20 protein-coding genes are annotated in these 18,582 nt (G+C 39.3%); 13 read left to right on the top strand and 7 right to left on the bottom strand.

The annotated features are described in order from the left end of the window. Positions 1-29 precede the first annotated feature (29 nt). Positions 30-812, top strand: coding sequence for a nucleotidyltransferase domain-containing protein (locus SanJ4206_RS05685; RefSeq protein ID WP_003024059.1), 783 nt, complete (start codon positions 30-32; stop codon positions 810-812). 203 nt (positions 813-1,015) lie between these two features. Here the strand turns inward: SanJ4206_RS05685 and SanJ4206_RS05680 are convergent, their stop codons facing one another. The 3 genes from SanJ4206_RS05680 to gorA form a co-directional block, all read right to left on the bottom strand. Further along, a complete protein-coding gene (locus tag SanJ4206_RS05680; RefSeq protein WP_003029230.1) occupies positions 1,016-1,489 on the bottom strand; it encodes a GNAT family N-acetyltransferase in 474 nt (157 codons plus the stop codon). Between the two features lie 154 nt (positions 1,490-1,643). Beyond that, entirely contained in the window at positions 1,644-2,180 is a 537-nt protein-coding gene (locus tag SanJ4206_RS05675; RefSeq protein WP_003029232.1) for a biotin transporter BioY, read from the bottom strand. A 696-nt stretch (positions 2,181-2,876) separates the two neighbouring features. Further along, positions 2,877-4,226, bottom strand: a complete 1,350-nt coding sequence (gorA, locus tag SanJ4206_RS05670; protein WP_003029237.1) for a glutathione-disulfide reductase — start codon at positions 4,224-4,226, stop codon at positions 2,877-2,879. Between the two features lie 259 nt (positions 4,227-4,485). Between gorA and SanJ4206_RS05665 the strand changes: the two genes are divergently transcribed. The 3 genes from SanJ4206_RS05665 to SanJ4206_RS05655 are packed head-to-tail and all read left to right on the top strand — an operon-like array spanning position 4,486 to position 7,593. Beyond that, entirely contained in the window at positions 4,486-5,640 is a 1,155-nt protein-coding gene (locus tag SanJ4206_RS05665) for an efflux RND transporter periplasmic adaptor subunit (RefSeq protein ID WP_003029240.1), read from the top strand. After that, positions 5,624-6,316 (top strand): ABC transporter ATP-binding protein, encoded by a 693-nt coding sequence (locus tag SanJ4206_RS05660; RefSeq protein ID WP_003029243.1) that lies wholly within the window; start codon positions 5,624-5,626, stop codon positions 6,314-6,316. Before SanJ4206_RS05665 ends, SanJ4206_RS05660 begins: the two co-directional genes overlap by 17 nt. After that, on the top strand, positions 6,316-7,593 hold the full coding sequence (locus tag SanJ4206_RS05655; RefSeq protein WP_018543525.1) for an ABC transporter permease: 1,278 nt from the start codon (positions 6,316-6,318) through the stop codon (positions 7,591-7,593). The genes SanJ4206_RS05660 and SanJ4206_RS05655 overlap by 1 nt, the downstream gene beginning before the upstream one ends. A 106-nt stretch (positions 7,594-7,699) precedes the next feature. On the opposite strand, the gene SanJ4206_RS05650 is transcribed toward SanJ4206_RS05655, so the two are convergent. After that, entirely contained in the window at positions 7,700-7,870 is a 171-nt protein-coding gene (locus tag SanJ4206_RS05650; protein ID WP_003024081.1) for a DUF3042 family protein, read from the bottom strand. Between the two features lie 77 nt (positions 7,871-7,947). Here SanJ4206_RS05650 and miaA point away from each other — a divergent pair, with 77 nt between their 5' ends. From miaA to recJ, 9 genes are all read left to right on the top strand, one after another. Further along, entirely contained in the window at positions 7,948-8,832 is an 885-nt protein-coding gene (gene miaA, locus SanJ4206_RS05645; protein WP_003029248.1) for a tRNA (adenosine(37)-N6)-dimethylallyltransferase MiaA, read from the top strand. Then, entirely contained in the window at positions 8,825-10,063 is a 1,239-nt protein-coding gene (hflX, locus tag SanJ4206_RS05640) for a GTPase HflX (RefSeq protein ID WP_003029250.1), read from the top strand. Before miaA ends, hflX begins: the two co-directional genes overlap by 8 nt. After that, positions 10,056-10,685, top strand: coding sequence for a hypothetical protein (locus tag SanJ4206_RS05635; protein WP_003029252.1), 630 nt, complete (start codon positions 10,056-10,058; stop codon positions 10,683-10,685). Before hflX ends, SanJ4206_RS05635 begins: the two co-directional genes overlap by 8 nt. A 10-nt stretch (positions 10,686-10,695) precedes the next feature. Further along, on the top strand, positions 10,696-11,625 hold the full coding sequence (gene rnz / locus SanJ4206_RS05630) for a ribonuclease Z (RefSeq protein WP_003029253.1): 930 nt from the start codon (positions 10,696-10,698) through the stop codon (positions 11,623-11,625). Between the two features lie 35 nt (positions 11,626-11,660). Beyond that, positions 11,661-12,269 (top strand): histidine phosphatase family protein, encoded by a 609-nt coding sequence (locus SanJ4206_RS05625; RefSeq protein ID WP_003029255.1) that lies wholly within the window; start codon positions 11,661-11,663, stop codon positions 12,267-12,269. Between the two features lie 9 nt (positions 12,270-12,278). Further along, positions 12,279-13,034: an SDR family NAD(P)-dependent oxidoreductase gene (locus tag SanJ4206_RS05620; protein ID WP_003029258.1), complete on the top strand. Its 756-nt coding sequence runs from the start codon at positions 12,279-12,281 to the stop codon at positions 13,032-13,034. A 9-nt stretch (positions 13,035-13,043) separates the two neighbouring features. Next, positions 13,044-13,781 carry a class I SAM-dependent methyltransferase gene (locus SanJ4206_RS05615; RefSeq protein ID WP_003029260.1) on the top strand — a complete coding sequence of 246 codons (738 nt, stop codon included), beginning with the start codon at positions 13,044-13,046 and terminating at the stop codon, positions 13,779-13,781. Then, positions 13,759-14,175 carry a GNAT family N-acetyltransferase gene (locus SanJ4206_RS05610; RefSeq protein WP_003029263.1) on the top strand — a complete coding sequence of 139 codons (417 nt, stop codon included), beginning with the start codon at positions 13,759-13,761 and terminating at the stop codon, positions 14,173-14,175. The genes SanJ4206_RS05615 and SanJ4206_RS05610 overlap by 23 nt, the downstream gene beginning before the upstream one ends. Before the next feature lie 95 nt (positions 14,176-14,270). Next, positions 14,271-16,505: a single-stranded-DNA-specific exonuclease RecJ gene (recJ, locus tag SanJ4206_RS05605; protein ID WP_003029265.1), complete on the top strand. Its 2,235-nt coding sequence runs from the start codon at positions 14,271-14,273 to the stop codon at positions 16,503-16,505. 136 nt (positions 16,506-16,641) lie between these two features. Here recJ and SanJ4206_RS05600 read toward each other — a convergent pair whose 3' ends face one another. From SanJ4206_RS05600 to SanJ4206_RS05590, 3 genes are read right to left on the bottom strand one after another with little or no spacing between them, the layout of a single operon-like run. Next, positions 16,642-17,439, bottom strand: coding sequence for a hypothetical protein (locus tag SanJ4206_RS05600; protein ID WP_003029266.1), 798 nt, complete (start codon positions 17,437-17,439; stop codon positions 16,642-16,644). A 17-nt stretch (positions 17,440-17,456) separates the two neighbouring features. Then, positions 17,457-18,152, bottom strand: a complete 696-nt coding sequence (locus tag SanJ4206_RS05595; protein WP_003029268.1) for an ABC transporter ATP-binding protein — start codon at positions 18,150-18,152, stop codon at positions 17,457-17,459. A gap of 3 nt (positions 18,153-18,155) precedes the next feature. Next, positions 18,156-18,521 carry a GntR family transcriptional regulator gene (locus SanJ4206_RS05590; protein ID WP_003029270.1) on the bottom strand — a complete coding sequence of 122 codons (366 nt, stop codon included), beginning with the start codon at positions 18,519-18,521 and terminating at the stop codon, positions 18,156-18,158. Between the last annotated feature and the right edge of the window lie 61 nt (positions 18,522-18,582).

Here is an 18,582-nt window from a genome sequence, read left to right as displayed (position 1 = left end):
TAAGGAAAAGTTTTATATCGGAGGAGAAAATGACAGTTTTTACACAACTTTGGAAAGCATTTTCCAATTTACCAGAAGTGATAGCGATTGCCTTAGGCGGATCTCGTAGCGGAGAAACTTATGATGAGACTTCGGACTATGATTTATATATTTACTGCACGAGCATTCCAGATGAAGACAGTCGGAAGTTGATTTTGACCCAATATTGTTCTTATATGGAAATAAGCAATCAATTTTGGGAATTGGAAGACGACTGTACCTTAAATAATGGCATTGATATTGATATTCTTTATCGGAATATTCGTGATTTTGCGCGAGATATTGAAAATGTTGTCGAAAAGCACCAAGCAGGAAATGGCTACACCACTTGCTTTTGGCACAATTTAAAAACCTGCAAGATTCTTTATGATGCTAATGGAGAGTTCGGAAAATTGAAAAAACGGTTTGACATTCCTTTTCCTCAAAAATTAAAAGACAATATCATTTCACGAAATTTTAGTTTGTTAACCGGACATTTGCCGTCCTACGATATGCAGATTTTAAAAGCAGCAAAACGAAAAGACTTTGTCAGTGTCAATCATCGTGTAGCAGCCTTTTTAGAATCCTATTTTGACATCATTTTTGCAGTTAATGAATTGACCCACCCCGGCGAGAAGAGAATGATATCATATGCAGCAGCGCATGCGAACCTTCTTCCTAATCAATTTGAGCAATCTTTAAATACTTTACTAATGAGCATTACTGCTAGCCCTGAAATTCTTGAAAAACAATTAAAAGATATGATTGCAAATTTAGCAGAAATTTTATCATAAAATCGGCTGGAATTGAGTATAAAAAAACGGCTTAAACCGTTTTTTGTATTTAGTAGATTTTTCTTGAAATCATTATAAAAAGCTCCTTTAGTAGTTTCTTCTGCAGAAAGAGTCAAAAATATTTTGGGCAGTCTTATTGTTTGGTTGTGGCTAGTCATGTTTTTCGTATTGCAGTTGTTTTCTCTCTTACTCATGCACTTTTCCTATTTCTTTAAAATTTTTTCCATGATTGTTTGTTGGGGCTTTAGATCTAAACGTTCATAAAAGCGCAAGGCAGCGACATTATCATTCCATACATCAAGGGTTAAGTTGTAACAGCCAATTTTTTGGGCAAATTCTTCTGCAAAATGGCAGAGTTGCTCACCAATTTTTTGACCACGAGCACTTTCATCAACGCAAAGGTCTTCAATGAAAAGTGTTTTGATAGGTGTCAATACGAGACTGTGTGGTTCTTTAATGATGCAAAAGAGGTGACCCAAGATTTTACCTTCTTCATTTTCATAGACAAAGATTGGTGTATGTTCTTGAGACATCAGTGTTTTCAATTGTTCATCGTTGAATTTGCAACCACTCTCTTTGAAAATGTCTGGTCGGACGTTGTGATGAACAAGCAAGACTTGCTCTAAGAGATTATTGAGTGCTGGAATATCGCTTGGGACTGCTTTTCTAATAGGCATGGTGAGCTCCTTTTGGTGACCGTCGATTATTTTTTTTAAAATATAATAGGACTGTTGGTCATTTTTGTCAAGAATAAAATGAAAAAATCTTTTTGAGCAATGTAAAAAGAACCCACAACACGTGAGTTCTAATAATGGGAGTGAGACAACTTTATCAATTTTTAAAGTAGGGATGATCTTTTAAGCTTTTAAAAATAGGTCTACTGATAAAACTAATTGCAATCAGTTTTATGAGATCTGGTAAAATGAAGGGGATGACTCCGACTGTAATAGCTTTATCAAGTTGAAAACCTGCTAGAAACATTAAACCAAGTACACCACCAACAAAAACCAAAGCATCTCCGAGTAGATTTGATAAGAATATCGTCAAAAAGCTACTATTTTTGGAAGTTAGACTAGCTGTTACTAGGGCGTAGAACAAATAAAACCAGAGATAACCTGCATTTGGACCAACAAGTGCCTGAAATCCACCGTTTCCTCCTGCAAAGACAGGCAGACCGATAGCGCCTAAGAGAAGATAAAGAGCGACTGCTAATAGAGCTTCTTTTCGATGAAAAATAGTAGCCACTAAGCCAATTGCCATATTTTGCAGAGCAAAAGGTACCGGACCGATAGGAATGGTAATTTGAGCAAAAACGGCTATCAAAGCTGCGCCAATTGCTGGCAAAATAAGTGTAAATGATTTTTTCATAATTGTAACCCTTTGTTTTGTAATATGGTAACTATTATAAAATAAATAAGAAAAATGTCAAGGGTTAAATAAAAAGGTGAAAGACTGAATTTACCTTTTTGTCAAAATGGTTACTTTTTCCGCGATATTGCTTTCCTTTTATGTTTACTGCGAAGGAATAATATCAAAAATGCAATTAGTCCAAAGACATTTAAGAAAATAAGTAGGATGGTTATCAGAATTGTTTTTATCTTTCGCATAAAAGCACCTCCTCGTAAAATAGCTTTGAGATTATCATAACAAAATTTACATCTTTATCAACTAAAAAATCACAGGAAAAAGGAGAGGCTGGGCAAAAATTGTCCCAGTTTCTATTAGATTTAGTAATAAACGAATAACGTAGAATAACGTAGCTTCAACAATTCAGTGAATTGTTGAAGGCGGGAAATCAGCCTTGCACAGCAAGCCACTATGATTGGGCTCTTCATTCACTGTTCAAGCTCGGAAGAGCACCTAATCACCCTTGCGGGGGTGGGACTACGAACTAAAAATCGAAAACTTTTAGTTCTGTCCCACTCCCTAGCAGATAAAATGAAAGAATAAGTTATGGAATGAGAAGAAGTTATCGTGTAAACTAAAATAGTCAGAGACGTTGGCAGCCATTCTGACTATTGAGATAAAGTTGGAAAAATTCGGGGAGTAAGACATTTATGATGCTCAACGCATGGTGACAAACTCTTCTGATCCAGTAGGATGGATGGCAACGGTCGCATCAAAATCTGCTTTGGTCGCTCCCATTTTAATAGCAACTGCAAACCCTTGAATCATTTCATCAACACCGTAGCCAATTCCGTGAAGCCCAATGACTTTCTCTTCTGTTCCTGTTGTAATCAGTTTGAACTTAGCTTGTTGTCTGTGTTGGGTGACAGCTGAATACATGGAAGCAAAGTTAGAAGTGTAAATATGGATGTTTTCTGCTCCATATTGTTGGATTGCCTGCTCTTCGGTCAAGCCAACGGTTCCAATCGCTGGATGAGAGAAGACAACAGTTGGAATGTTAGAATAATCCATTTTAGCTTCAGTTTTTCCATTAAATAAGCGCTCGGCTAAGGTACGACCTGCTTTGATAGCAACAGGGGTTAATTCTTTTTCGCCTGTAACATCTCCTAGAGCATAAATCCCCGGTGTTGCTGTATTTTGAAATTCGTCAACTGCTATAAAGCCAGGAGAATTTAGGGTAATACCAGCCGCCTCTAAATTCAACCCTTTGGTGTTTGCAGTTCGCCCAGTTGCCCAGATGACGTGTTGAGCGGTGTGGCTCGTTCCGTCCTCAAAGGTAATGCGAATCGCTCCGTTTTCAAGTTTTTCAAGCTTTTCTGGTATTTTGTGAGTATGTAGAGTAGGACCTGATTTCTTCATTTCTTCCACAAGACCATCAATGATATAAGAATCAAAGTTGCGGAGAGGACGATCTCGACGAACGAAAAGGTCTGTTTTTACACCCAGAGCATGAAGGAGTCCGGCTAGTTCAACTGCGATATAGCCGGCACCGAGAATGGCAACGGATTGAGGGAGTTCTTCCCATGCAAAAACATCGTCAGAGGTTTCGCCGAATTCTGCTCCAGATACTGCTGGAATATGAGGGTGAGCACCAGTTGCGATGACAATGTGCTTGGCTTGGATAAGCTCGCCGTTGACTTCAACCGTATGACGGTCTATGAATTTAGCGCGACCTTCAATCAGCTCGACGCCATTTCGATTGAAACTATTATTGTAAGAATTGCGGGCACGATCAATATAGGCTTCGCGATTTTTCCGAAGCATCTTAAAGTCAAACTGCTGATTATCCGAAGTAAAACCATAGTCTGGTCCGTAATCTTGAATGGCTTCAGCGATTTGGGCACCATACCACATGATTTTTTTAGGAACACAGCCGACGTTGACACAGGTGCCTCCTAATTTCTTTTCTTCAATAACGGCAGCTTTTGCACCGTGTTCTCCAGCACGATTCATGGTTGCAATTCCTCCGCTACCGCCCCCAATAGCAATGATGTCAAATGTTCTCATACGAGTCTCCTTTTATCTATAGTATGAAATCATTGTAACGTTTTTGGAAAATGATTGCAAAAATCTGCTACAAAAATTGATAAAAGGCTTGATTATTCAATTGTATTATTGTATTATATATTTAATACAATATGAAATAACTAGAAAGAAGGTAGATGGATGTTAAAAGAGTAAAGGATTTCTTATAGATGTTATTTTATTTTTAATCGTATGTGTTATAATATAAAAAATAGACCGTTTTCATCAGGAGGAGAAAGAGATGAAAAAATTGAAAAAGTGGCAGTTGTACAGCTTGATTGGTGTAACTGTAGTTGTCGTTTTAGGAGCGATAGGTACCATGTTATTGTTTAATGGTAATAGTACTGCTGATAAAGATAAAGAAGAAACGATTCAAGTGCAGAAAGCAAAAGAAGGGTCAGTTGCTTCATCTGCTTTGCTGTCAGGAAATGTTGCGGCTAACAATGAGCAATATGTCTACTATGACGGGACAAAGGGCGATTTGGATAATGTTCTTGTAAATGTTGGAGATCAAGTTACAGCCGGACAAGCCTTAGTTCAATACAAGAGTGTTGAAGCACAAGCTACATATGATACTGCTGTTCGTGCTTTAAACAAGATTGATCGCCAAATTTATGATTTGAAAACGTATGGAACAACTGTTGATGTGACGGGTGATGAAGCGGCAGATAATAAAACAACTGCGTCTGCACAACGTTCGGTGGATTCTCAATTAAACGATTTGCAGGACAGTCGCGCAGATGCTGTGGACAATGTCAATAAAGCACAGGCATTACTAGATGCAACGACTGTCACCAGTACAAATAATGGGACTGTAGTAGAAGTCAATCGTGATGTTTCTAAGTCTACGACAGGTACTAATCAAACACTCGTTCATATTGTCAATAACGGCAACCTTCAAGTGAAGGGCGAATTATCAGAGTATAATCTGGCAAATCTTTCAGTCGGGCAAGAAGTGACGATTACGTCCAAGGTCTATCCAGATAAGAAATGGACTGGGAAAATCAGCTATATCTCAAATTATCCAAAAGACAGTCAAAATGCAGCGGCAGCTGGTGCAGGCACTGTAAATTCAGGAGCAAAATACCCTTATACAGTAGATATTACAAGCGAAATTGGTGATTTGAAGCAAGGATTTTCCGTCAATGTTGAAGTAAAAAACAATACAAGAGGGATTTTAGTGCCGGTCAGCAGTGTTGTTTCTGAAAATAATAAAAACTATGTTTGGACATTAGAAAAAGGAACTGCAAAAAAAGTGCAAGTAACACTGGGAAATGCAGATGCTAAAAATCAAGAAATCTCATCTGGTTTGACAAAAGATAGTAAAGTTATCACCAATCCAACAGATAGCTTGAAAGACGGTCAAGAGGTGAAATCGTATGAAGAAACTCATTGATTTAAAAAATGTTAGCAAAAGTTATCGCAATGGAGATCAGGAGCTTCAAGTTTTGAAAGATGTTCATTTAGAAGTTGAAGAAGGTGAATTTGTTGCGATTATGGGGCCTTCTGGCTCAGGAAAGTCAACCTTGATGAATATCATTGGTATGTTGGATCGCCCAACGAGTGGTGAATATTACTTGGAAGGTGAAGAAGTTGCCAAGCTCAGTGAGAAAAAGCTAGCCAAAGTGCGTAATCAGCAGATTGGCTTCGTTTTCCAACAATTCTTCCTCTTGTCAAAATTAAATGCTCTTCAAAATGTAGAACTTCCTTTGATTTATGCAGGGGTTTCTCAATCCAAACGGAAAGCTTTAGCAGAGCAATATCTTAAAAAAGTTGAGTTGGAAAAGCGGATGCACCATTTGCCGTCAGAACTTTCTGGTGGTCAAAAGCAGCGGGTGGCTATTGCGCGTGCCTTGGTCAATCATCCCTCCATTATCTTAGCAGATGAGCCGACGGGAGCCTTGGATACCAAGACGGGTGAGCAAATTATGGAATTGCTGACGGAGCTAAATCGTGAAGGAAAAACCATTATCATGGTCACTCATGAGCCTGAGATTGCAGCCTTTGCAAAACGACAAATCGTTATTCGAGACGGTGTCATCTCATCAGACAGTAAGAAAGGAGAAGCATGATGCAGAATTGGAAATTTGCAATCAACTCCATTATGGGGCATAAAATGCGCTCTTTCTTAACGATGTTGGGCATTATCATTGGTGTTATGTCTGTTGTTGTTATTGTGGCTCTAGGAAGTGGTATGTCCAATGCCTTCACAGATGTTCTAGGTGGTGCCCAGCAAGATGTTTCCTTATTTTACTCACACAAGAGAAGTAAAAACGGTGACGGTGTTATGACGTATCAAGAGATGCGTGATGATGCCGAAAGTGGAAATGGTGATGAGACAGTTTCGACAGAAGAAGAGCCTCAAATCCAAGAAGTTTGGGTCAAGCAAGCGGTTAATGATATTAGCGGAATTGACAATTATTATGTTACAAATAACACAACCGCTACAGTAAATTATGGTAAGAAGAAGGCGGATAATATTCCTATAACGGGTATCAATTCCACTTACTTTACGGTAAAGAAATACCAAATCGTTGCAGGACGTACATTGAAATCAAATGATTATCAAACATTTGCAAGAGTTGTATTACTGGATACGAAACTAGCTGATATTCTTTTTGGAGGTGCAGATAAGGCGCTCAATCAGATTGTCCAGCTGGGATCTAATAATTACCGTGTGATTGGGGTTTATAAAGATCCGAATGAAACGCGAAATCGCTTAGCCAATATGAACAACGGAAATTTACTAATGGCTAACACTCAGTTGGCAGCTGAATACAATGTTGCTGAGATTATGAATGTCGTGGTACATGTAAAAAAATTAGATGATGTGTTGAAAGACGGAAGTGCAGCTGCGCGCTTGATGACAAAATTGTCCGGTGTGAGAGAAGGCGAGTACCAGATGTTTGATCAAGCCAGTCAATTGGCTGCTATCCAAAGTCAGGTTGCCATTGTGCAAGTGGTTTTTGGAGCGATTGCCGGGATAGCACTTCTCGTTGGTGGTATCGGTGTTATGAATATTATGCTTGTATCAGTGACAGAACGAACCCGTGAAATCGGTCTTCGAAAAGCCCTTGGAGCAACCCGTGGCAATATCTTGATGCAATTTGTCATTGAGTCAATGGTGTTGACAGCGATTGGCGGTTTGATTGGGCTTGCTTTAGCAGCTCTTATCGTGGCATCTATCGGTCATAGTTTGGATGCATTTTTCGGAGCTCCACCTACTATTACGACTGTGTCTGCTGTCGGAAGTGTGCTTTTTTCTGCAACTATCGGAATTGTTTTCGGTATTTTGCCAGCTAATAAGGCTTCTAAATTGGATCCAATCGAATCCTTGCGTTATGAATAAAAAACTGACCGTTGCAGTATGAGAAAAAACGTGTAAAAAAACTCCAACAGATACTCATTTTTCTAGTGAGTTATCTATTGGAGTTTTTATATGAAATGAATGGTTTTTAGTGTGATACACGTTTGCGAGCTGCTTTTTTACGGTTTTCTTCGATGAAAGCTGCTTTCTTTTCTTCAGGTTCAATCACTTTTTTCTTGAATGTATAAACTGCACCTGCAACAGCAGCAACAGTACCAGCTACGCCAGTTACAACACCTTTAACAAATCCTTTAGCCATGAGATTTCTCCTTTTCTGAACTTTATTTATGTTATAATATATAGTAACGAAAAATTAAATTTTTTTCAAGGGAAAAGATGAAAACCAAGATAATTGTAATTGTAGGACCAACTGCTGTCGGAAAAACAGCTCTCAGTATAGACCTCGCAAAACGTTTCAATGGTGAGATTATTAGCGGTGATAGTCAGCAAGTGTATAGAAAACTGAACATCGGAACGGCTAAAGTCACTCCAGGTGAGCAGGAGGGGATTCCTCATTATTTGATAGATGTTCGGGAAGTGACCGAGTCTTATTCAGCCTTTGACTTTGTAAAAGAAGCCGAGGCTGCTGTTGAGATGATTGTAGCAAAAGGGAAACTGCCGATTATTGCAGGCGGAACGGGGCTTTACATTCAAAGTTTGCTGGAGGGCTATCATCTGGGCGGTTTAGCTTCTCATGAAGAGATTTTAGCTTATCGAGCCGAACTAGATACCTTGGCTGATGAGGAATTATTTGGCAAAATAGCAGAGCTGGGATTGGAAATTCCCCAGATTAACCGCAGGCGGGCTATGCGAGCGCTGGAAATTGCTCATTTGGGGAATGAACTTGAAAACAAACAGCCTGACTATGAAGCCCTGCTGATTTGTCTGGACGATGACCGAGAAGTTCTCTATGAGCGTATCAATCAGCGAGTGGATCTAATGCTAAAGGCTGGACTTTTAGAAGAGGCGAAGTGGCTTTATGACAACTATCCACATGTCCAAGCCAGCAAAGGAATTGGCTACAAGGAACTTTTCCCCTACTTTGCTGGGGAGTTGACCTTAGAGGAAGCTATCAATAAACTTAAACAAAATACTCGCCGCTTTGCTAAACGTCAGCTAACTTGGTTCAGAAATCGCATGAATGCTACTTTTTATCAGGTTTCAGAGCCGAATGTCAAAGAGCGGATTATGCAGGATATAGAGGAATTTTTGAATGATTGAAACAGAAAAACAGCAGGAACGAGTGATCCTCATCGGAGTAGAATTGCAGGGAATAGAAAATTTCTCCATGTCTATGGAAGAATTAGCCAGTTTAGCCAAGACTGCTGGTGCTCAGGTGGTTTCCTCTTACACTCAGAAACGAGAGAAGTATGATAGCAAGACTTTTGTTGGTGCTGGAAAATTAGAAGAAATCAAGCGTATGGTAGAAGCAGATGAGATTTCCACCGTCATTGTCAATAATCGTCTGACACCTCGCCAGAATATCAATTTGGAAGAAATTCTAGGGGTTAAGGTTATTGATCGCATGCAATTAATTTTGGATATTTTTGCTATGCGGGCTAGAAGCCACGAAGGAAAACTTCAAGTTCATTTGGCTCAGCTCAAATATCTCTTGCCTCGCTTGGTCGGACAGGGGATCATGCTCAGCCGTCAGGCTGGGGGAATTGGTTCCCGCGGTCCTGGTGAAAGTCAGTTGGAACTCAATCGTCGTAGTGTTCGCAATCAGATCCACGATATCGAGCGCCAACTCAAAATTGTAGAGAAAAACCGCGCAACTGTACGGGAAAAACGTTTGGATTCTAGTGTTTTTAAAATCGGTCTGATTGGTTACACTAATGCTGGAAAGTCTACCATTATGAATGCCTTGACCAACAAGAGTCAATATGAGGCGGACGAACTTTTTGCTACTTTGGATGCGACAACTAAAAGCGTCAATCTGACAGGCAGATTCAATGTAACATTGACGGATACGGTCGGATTTATTCAAGACTTACCAACCGAGTTAATATCTAGCTTCAAATCCACTTTGGAAGAGAGTAAAAATGTGGACCTTTTAGTTCATGTGATTGACGCTAGCAACCCTAACCACGAAGAACATGAAAAAACGGTCTTGGCTATTATGAAGGACTTGGATATGCTAGACATTCCTCGCTTGACCCTCTATAATAAAGCAGACAAAGCAGAGAACTTTACTCCAACCTTAACTCCCTATGTCCTGATTTCGGCGAAAAATGAAAATAGCAGAACAGTTTTGCAGAATGCTCTGTTGAATAAGATGAGAGAACTTTTTGTCCCTTTTCGTATCAGGGTTAGTCCTAGCAAGGCTTATAAGTTACATGAATTGGAAAGTCTGGCAATCATTGATAAGAGAGAGTATCTGGAAGAAAGTGAAATGATTTCTGGCTATATAGCAGAAAAAAATAAATGGAGACTAGAAGAATTTTATGACTGATTATATCAATTTAGCACTTAAATATGGCGGTTTTACGAGCTTAGACCGTGTTTACCTAGAAAAGGTTTTGGACAGGTTGTCTGATTCGCAAAAAATGACTTTTATCACGCCACCGCCTAGCGTTATCAATGCGTATTTTTCGGAACTCTATCAAAAAAAGAGTCCGGAAGCTGCAATGGATTATTTTTTAGAATTAAGTAAAGAATTAGCCCTTTTTAATGACCACCCTAGTTTTGATGAGGAAAAACCTTTTATCCGTCTGAATCTTTCAGGTAAGTCTTATGGTTTCTGCTTTGAAAACGAAGATGGGATTGGTTTGATTTTTCCAGAATGTCCAGAGGTAATTCAGTCTGATCTGCTTTTTGAAATTGCTCAGATTTTTCCCCACTATCTGGTTTATGAAGAGGAAAATGTCATTCGGATGATGCCAGCAATTCCTGAAGAAGTAGTCCAAAAGCAGCCGCTCTCTGCTCTGACAGATCTTTATAAGCTAGCAGATGGTCGCCTGAAACTGGAAGGGTACAATCAGGAAGAGCTAATCCAGTTGGCTCAAGACTATTCTGGTCAGCTTTACTATCGCTCGCAGAATCGCTCTGCTATGATTTATATTAAGGAAAAATAGAGAGAATAATATGCAACTACAATTTTTAGGTACAGGAGCAGGTCAGCCGTCTAAGGCTCGCAATGTATCCAGTCTGGTTTTGAAATTATTGGATGAAATCAATGAAATCTGGATGTTTGATTGCGGTGAAGGAACCCAGAATCGTATTTTAGAGACAACAATTCGTCCCAGAAAGATTAGAAAAATTTTTATCACTCATCTGCATGGGGATCATATTTTTGGTCTGCCGGGTTTTCTCTCCAGTCGAGCATTTCAAGCCAATGAAGAGCAAACTGATATTGAAATCTATGGACCAGTTGGCATCAAAAGTTTTGTCATGACAAGTCTGCGTGTGTCAGGGTCTCGTCTGCCTTATCGGATTCATTTTCATGAGTTTGACGAAAAAAGCTTAGGGAAAATTTTGGAAACTGACAAATTTACAGTTTATGCCGAGAAGCTAGACCACAGTATTTTTTGTGTGGGTTATCGCATTATGCAGAAAGACTTAGAGGGAACCTTGGATGCAGAGAAGTTAAAAGCTGCGGGGCTTCCTTTTGGGCCTCTCTTTGGTAAGGTAAAAAATGGAGAGGATGTAGTGCTAGAAGACGGAACAAAGATTATAGCAGCGGATTACATTTCAGCTCCACGACCTGGGAAAATCATCACTATTCTAGGAGATACGCGTAAAACGAATGCTAGCGTGCGACTGGCTGTCAATGCAGATGTTTTGGTGCACGAGTCCACTTATGGCAAAGGAGATGAGAAAATCGCTCGCAATCACGGTCACTCTACCAATATGCAAGCAGCAGAAATTGCTAGAGAAGCTGGTGTCAAGCGCCTCCTTCTCAATCATATTAGCGCACGCTTTCTATCAAAAGATATAGGTCAAATGCGCAGAGATGCCAGTTCCGTTTTTAAAAATGTTCACTTAGTCAAGGATTTAGAAGAAGTTGAACTATAAAATTTTAGCGAGAATCAGCTAGAGGAAAGAAATTCATGAATCTATTATTTGTCAGACATGGGAAAGATTCTGATCAACACAGAGGTGGCTGGAGTCAGCTCGATTTGCTTCCTGAGGGAAAAAGGGAAGCAGAAGAGTTGGCGGATTACTTAGTCCGATACAAAGAAGACTACCATTTTACAAAAATGATTACGAGTGATTTAAAAAGAGCCGAAACAACTGCAACAATTTTAGCAGAGACACTTCAACTGCCATTGAAGAAAGAAAGCGCCTTACGAGAAACGAATAATGGCGATTTGGCAGGAATGTTAAATAGCGAGGCTGATCAAAAATTTCCTCGTCTTTATTTTAGAAGTCTTGCAATGGACGAACATTATCCAAATGGAGAAAGTCCGAGAGAATTTTATCAACGGATAAAAACTTGGTTTCAACGCTTCTTGCAGGAAAATGATGATTCAGATGAGACACAAATTGTAGTCACACATGGTGGAGTGATCAACATTATCTATCATTTAGTGAACCAAATAGAATGGACGAATAAAAGCAATCTATTTCACGTCAAACATTGCAGCATTAGTCTATTGAATACAAAAACGCTTGTTTTTGAGGTTGAAAACCAAACGGATTTTTTAGAAGAAAAATAAGGAGAACACATGCGAACAATCGTTATTACAGGGGCTAGTGGCGGTGTGGCTCAGGAAATGGTGAAGCTGTTGCCAAATGACCAGCTGATTTTAGTGGGACGCAGTCGGGAAAAATTAACAAAACTTTATTCAAATCATGCGCATTGTGAATTCGTTGAGTTGGATATTACGGATTACAAAGCTTTAGAAGCTTTTACTGAAGAAATTTACCAGAAGTATGCTCAGGTGGATGTTCTAGTCAACAATGCTGGTTACGGGATTTTTGAGGAATTTGACAAGATTAGCAACGAAGATATTCATGCCATGTTTGAGGTCAATACGTTTGCTCTTATGAATCTGTCTCGTCTTTTCGGAGAGCAGATGAAGCAAGCGGGTCATGGGCATATTGTCAATCTTGTTAGTACAGCTGGGTTGATTGCCAGTGCCAAATCCAGTCTTTACTCGGCTACCAAGTTTGCTGGAATTGGCTTTTCTAATGCTTTGCGCTTAGAGCTCATGCCTTACAATGTCTATGTGACCACCGTTAATCCGGGACCAATTAAGACGGCTTTCTTTGACAAAGCTGACCCTGACGGTAGTTATGTTAAGGCAGTTGATAAGTATATTTTAGAAGCGGATGTCGTTGCTAAGCAAATTGTGGACAATTTTGGAAAGAAGAAACGGGAGCTGACGATGCCTTTCGCTCTGAAAGCAGCCCACAAACTTTATACGCTTTTTCCAAATATTGGTGATAAACTAGCTAGTAAAATGTTTAATTATAAGTAGGAGAATTTTATGGATGTGACAGCTTACAAAGAATTTTTAAACCAACCTTGGGGTAAGCTTTATTATGATATTCTCTTTGCTCAGCTAGCACATATAAAGAATAAGGAAGTACTGGATTTCGGTAGTGGTTTTGGCTTGGTAGCAGATTTTTTAGCACAAAATAATCAGGTAACAGCCATAGAGCCAAATGACGAGATGATTGCAGAGCGGAAGCAGAATTTTCATTATCATCAACTGCAAGGAAGTTTGGGAATGTTGAAGGAAATTCCAAGTGCTCGTTTTGACCTTATCGTTTGCCACAATGTTCTGGAGTATGTGGATGAGCCAGCTCTTTACCTAGCTGAATTTAGCAGATTGCTGAAAAAGGGTGGACAGATTTCTCTTGTCAAGCACAATGAAGTGGGGCGAATCATGCAGACGGTTGTGTTTGCAAATGATACAAATTTAGCATTGGATTTATTATCAGGTAAATCCTATCAATCACATACAATGGGGCAAGCAACCTATTATGAAATAGCAGACTTATTACAAAAAGCTGACACTGAACTGACTGTTCAGGACTATCAAGGAATCCGAATTTTCTATGGCTTGCAAGACAATGCAGTGAAGACTGCTAATGACTGGCGGGAAAAGATGCTGGAGGTAGAGCTTGTAGTTTGCCAACAGTCTCCTTATCGAGATATTGCGGCTTTTCAGCATATTTGGCTACAAAAAGGAGGCAAGAATGATTCGTTATTTTGCAAATAGACAAATTGCAATTGAAGACTTACTTCCACTTTATCAATCTGTTAGCTGGACCAACTATACAGAACGGTCAGATATGTTAGAACAAGCATTTCAGCACTCACTATTTACTGTATCAGCCTATGATGGAGAACAGCTAGTTGGTCTCCTTCGAGCAGTCGGAGACGGATTTTCTAGTGTTTTCATTCAGGATTTGTTAGTTTTACCATCTTATCAGCGCCAGGGTATCGGTCGAGAATTGGTTCGACAAACGCTGGAGACGTTTGCAGATGTTTACCAGATTCAGCTAGCAACAGAGCAATCAGATAAAAATTTAGCTTTTTATCACTCTTTAGGATTTCGAGAATTGTCAGATTTGAATTGTACGGGTTTGATTTATAGAGGTAAAAGCTATTAGATAAATGCTTGTGTATAAAATTGGAGGTTTGGGCTAGTGAAAGCTAGTCTTTTCGTGTTATAATAGATGTTATATTGCAACAGAAAGATAAAAGCATGATTACATCAAAATATGATTGGCAGATTGCCACAAATTTTTCAGATGAGGGTTTTATTAAAAAAGCTAAAAAACTTGGCTTGGAGGCTTCGGTAGCTAATCTGGTTTACCAGAGAGGAATCCAGACAGAAGAAGCACTGCGAGATTTTCTAGAGCCTAGTTTGGACCAGCTGCATGATCCTTATGAATTGCATGATATGGATAAGGCAGTGACGCGCATTCGTCAAGCGATTGAAAATTATGAGCAGATCTTGATTTATGGCGATTATGATGCGGATGGCATGACTTCGGCTTCTATTGTTAAAGAAGCACTAGAACAACTTGGAGCAGAGTGTCAGGTCTATTTGCCCAATCGATTTACAGACGGTTATGGTCCTAATGCGAGTGTTTACAAGTATTTTATTGAAAATCAGGGAGTTTCACTCATCGTTACAGTGGATAATGGAGTTGCAGGACATGAAGCAATCGAACTAGCTCAGTCTATGGGAGTGGATGTGATTGTGACGGATCACCATTCTATGCCAGAGGTACTTCCTGATGCTTATGCAATTATTCACCCAGAACATCCGGAAGCTGATTATCCTTTTCAGCATTTAGCTGGTTGCGGTGTAGCTTTTAAGTTAGCGACTGCTCTTTTAGAGGAAGTACAAGTAGAGTTGCTAGATCTAGTCGCTATTGGAACTATCGCAGATATGGTCAGCCTAACGGATGAAAATCGCATTTTAGTTAAATATGGCTTATCTATTTTGAAAAATACCCAGCGCATCGGTTTGCAGGAACTTTTCAAAATAGCAGGCATACAGTCTGACGAGCTGAACGAAGAAACAGTTGGTTTCCAGATAGCCCCTAGGCTCAATGCTCTAGGTCGACTTGATGATCCAAATCCTGCTATTGAACTTCTGACGGGTTTTGATGAAGAAGAAGCGCGTGATATTGCCCTGATGATTAACCAGAAAAATGAAGAGCGCAAGGAGATTGTTCAGAAGATCTATGATGAAGCAAAAACCATGGTTGATCCCAATAAACCTGTTCAGGTTCTAGCCGGCAAAGGTTGGAATCCAGGCGTCTTGGGAATTGTGGCAGGTCGGCTTTTGGAAGAATTACACCAGCCAGTCATTGTCTTGAATATTGAAAATGATTTGGCAAAAGGCAGCGCCCGCAGCATTGAAGCAGTTGATATTTTTGAAGCGTTAGACCCTCATCGAGATTTATTTGTGGCTTTTGGTGGGCATGCAGGGGCAGCTGGTATGACTCTAGAGGCCAGCAAGTTAGAAGCACTCAGTCAGGTTTTGGTAGCATATATTGAAGATAATCAAGTGGATTTGTCCACTAAGAATGAGCTCTTTTTGGATGAGGAATTATCTTTGCCAGATTTGACACTAGAGACCCTCAAAAACTTTGAAAAGTTAGCTCCTTTTGGCATGGACAATAAAAAGCCTGTTTTTTATTTGAAAGATTTTAAGGTTGAAAATGCCCGCACTATGGGGGCGGGAAATACTCACCTTAAGCTGAAAGTTTCTCAGGCTGACGCAGTTTTTGAGGTAGTGGCTTTTGGTCTGGGTGATCTTGCGACAGAATTTTCCCAAACTAAAAATTTAGAGCTGGCGGTTACTCTGTCGGTCAATAAATGGAATGGTCAGACTAGTCTGCAACTTATGTTGGTAGACGCTCGAGTCAACGGAATTCAGCTCTTTAATATTCGAGGTAAAAATGCTCCTTTGCCTGAAAATGTGCCCGTCCTGCGTTTTTCAGAAGAAATGCCTAATTTGGAAAAGAGCAGAGCAATTGTCGTGTATGACTTGCCTGAACGCCTAAATCAGCTCAAAGCAATCATTCAGCAAGGACATTTTGAAGCAATTTACTTTAAAAATGAGATTGCTCAGCCTTATTATCTGACAGGTTTCGGAACGAGAGACCAGTTTGCAAAACTCTATAAAACAATTTATCAGTTTCCAGAGTTTGACATTCGTTATAAGCTCAAAGAATTAGCAGCTTATCTCAAGATTGACTCCATCCTACTCATCAAAATGATTCAGATATTTGAAGAGCTGAACTTTGTGACAATTCAAGATGGAGTGATGCAGGTAAACAAAAAAGCAGAAAAAAAGGCTATTGAAAACAGCCATATTTATCAAGAACTGAAGAAAACAGTCAAAGAGCAGGAGCTTATGGCTCTAGGAACGGTGCAGGAAATTTATGATTATCTGATAGAAAAAGATGAATTTTCAAACTAAATTTTAGATGAACTATTTATTTGTCTCGCACCAAAGGCTGCGAGACGGACTGAAAGTCGCATAATAAAAAAGTCATGAGTAAGATGGATCTCATGACTTTATTGTTTATATAAGTATTGCTATTAGCTTGTGTTACCTACTGCAAATTCACTTTATTTTTGAGGATATAATACGTTCCGGCATAGTAGATAAGCCCTAAAAGAAGATAGGCTATGACTCCGCTCAAACTACCTAAAGAAGTTGAAAGTGATGGGAAGGCTGAAACATATAGATTAGCAGCGATAATCAGAGCAAATTGAATTCCAAAATAGGCTAGAAAGGCTATAGCGGCGCGGTGGTCTTGGAAAAGTTGACCGATAGAGATAGAAAGATAAATCAATAGGATATTTGGAATGAGAACTACAAGATAGTATCCAAATGATTTCAATAGTTCACTAGCAAATTCCCAAAAATGCTTGCCGAGTAATTGCACAAATGTTCCCATTTCAAACTGTGTATGAGAAGCTATTCCTACGATAAGAACAATGATTCCAAAGCTAAGAAATAATGCAAGTGTGCTAAGAATCGTCCATATAACAGCACCGAGCAATTTTGAGAGAATAATTTGGTGTTCATTAACTGGTAAGGTGAGCGTTAGATATCCTTCTCTTTCATAAACACTATTTTTAAAACGACGAATAATCAGAAAGAGTGTTGAAATTGCAAGTGCCACAAGGAGGCCTGAGAAAATCAGCATTGTAAAACCGAAGAAAGTACTTGTCATACTCCCTGCTTCATTAGTAGAAGACTGCAAACGGTCGAAAAAGTTCCTTCCATTTGCCAACTGTCTAAGCCAAAGTCCGATGCTAGCGGATAAAAACAGTACGATTCCGTATAAACCTAAATACCACTTGTTCACATTTTTAAATTCGTATTTTAATAAATTCCAAAACATAGTCAATCCCCTTTGTTCTAAGCCTTAAATTCTTGGCGGAAGAGCTGGTCAATAGATTCACCAGACTCATAGCGAATATCATCTACATTCCCTTGTCGAACAATCTTGCCATTCTCAATAAAGATGATTTCATCTAGGATTGGTTCAATATCTGAAATCAAATGTGTTGAAATGAGAACAGAAGCGCTAGGTGAGTAATTGTTGATAATCGTCTTTAGAATGTAGTCTCGCGCTGCTGGGTCAACCCCTCCAATAGGTTCATCCAGAACATACAGTTTGGCTTGGCGGCTCATGACTAAAATCAGCTGAACTTTTTCCTTGTTTCCTTTAGACAATTTTTTGAATGCCAGATTTTCGTCAATATGAAGATCTTGCAAGAGTGCCTGTGCACGCTCTATTTCAAAGTCTGCATAGAAAGATTGAAAATACTGCAAAGCATCTTTGACTTTCATATTTTCATTTAGGTAAGTCGTATCTGGTAAATAAGATACGATTTTCTTGGTTTCTGAAGACGGTTGAAGTCCATTGATGAGGATTTTTCCGTCATTGGGTTGAAGCAGTCCATTGATTAGTTTTATCATGGTTGTTTTTCCAGAGCCATTTGGACCAAGTAAGCCGATAATTTTTCCGGCTTCAATTTCAAAATTGATGTGTTCTAAAGCGGGTGTGCTGCCGTATGATTTTGAGACATTTTCAAATGCAAGTAATACCATTTCCTAAACTCCTTTTATATAATCTGCAATGATAGTTGGTAGTTCTTCTTTGTGATAGCCAAAGCGAGTCATATTGTTTACAAAATTTTTCACTTCCTCCTCAGAAAGTTTTTGTCTTGCTTGTAAAATCAAGTCGCGATTATCTGTGACGAAACGTCCTGATGTTCGTTGAGAATAGACAAATCCTTCTTTTTCCAAGTCAGATAAAGCACGCTGGATTGTATTGGGATTGACCCCCGCTTCAGCAGCCAATTCTCTGACGGCAGGTAGCTTTTCGCCAGCTTGCAGTTGATTGGAGATGATTTGTAATTTTATCCTGTCCATGATTTGTAAATAAATGGGCAGATTATTATCAAAAGTCCAACTCATGATTTCTCCTTTCTTCTGTATCTTTGTACTAATTAAATAATACAGTGTTTTTTAAAAAATA

Source organism: Streptococcus anginosus (assembly GCF_001697145.1).
Taxonomy (GTDB): Bacteria; Bacillota; Bacilli; order Lactobacillales; family Streptococcaceae; genus Streptococcus; species Streptococcus hominis.
Note: the sequence above shows the minus strand (reverse complement) of the source record. Positions and strands in the feature narration are given on the sequence as shown.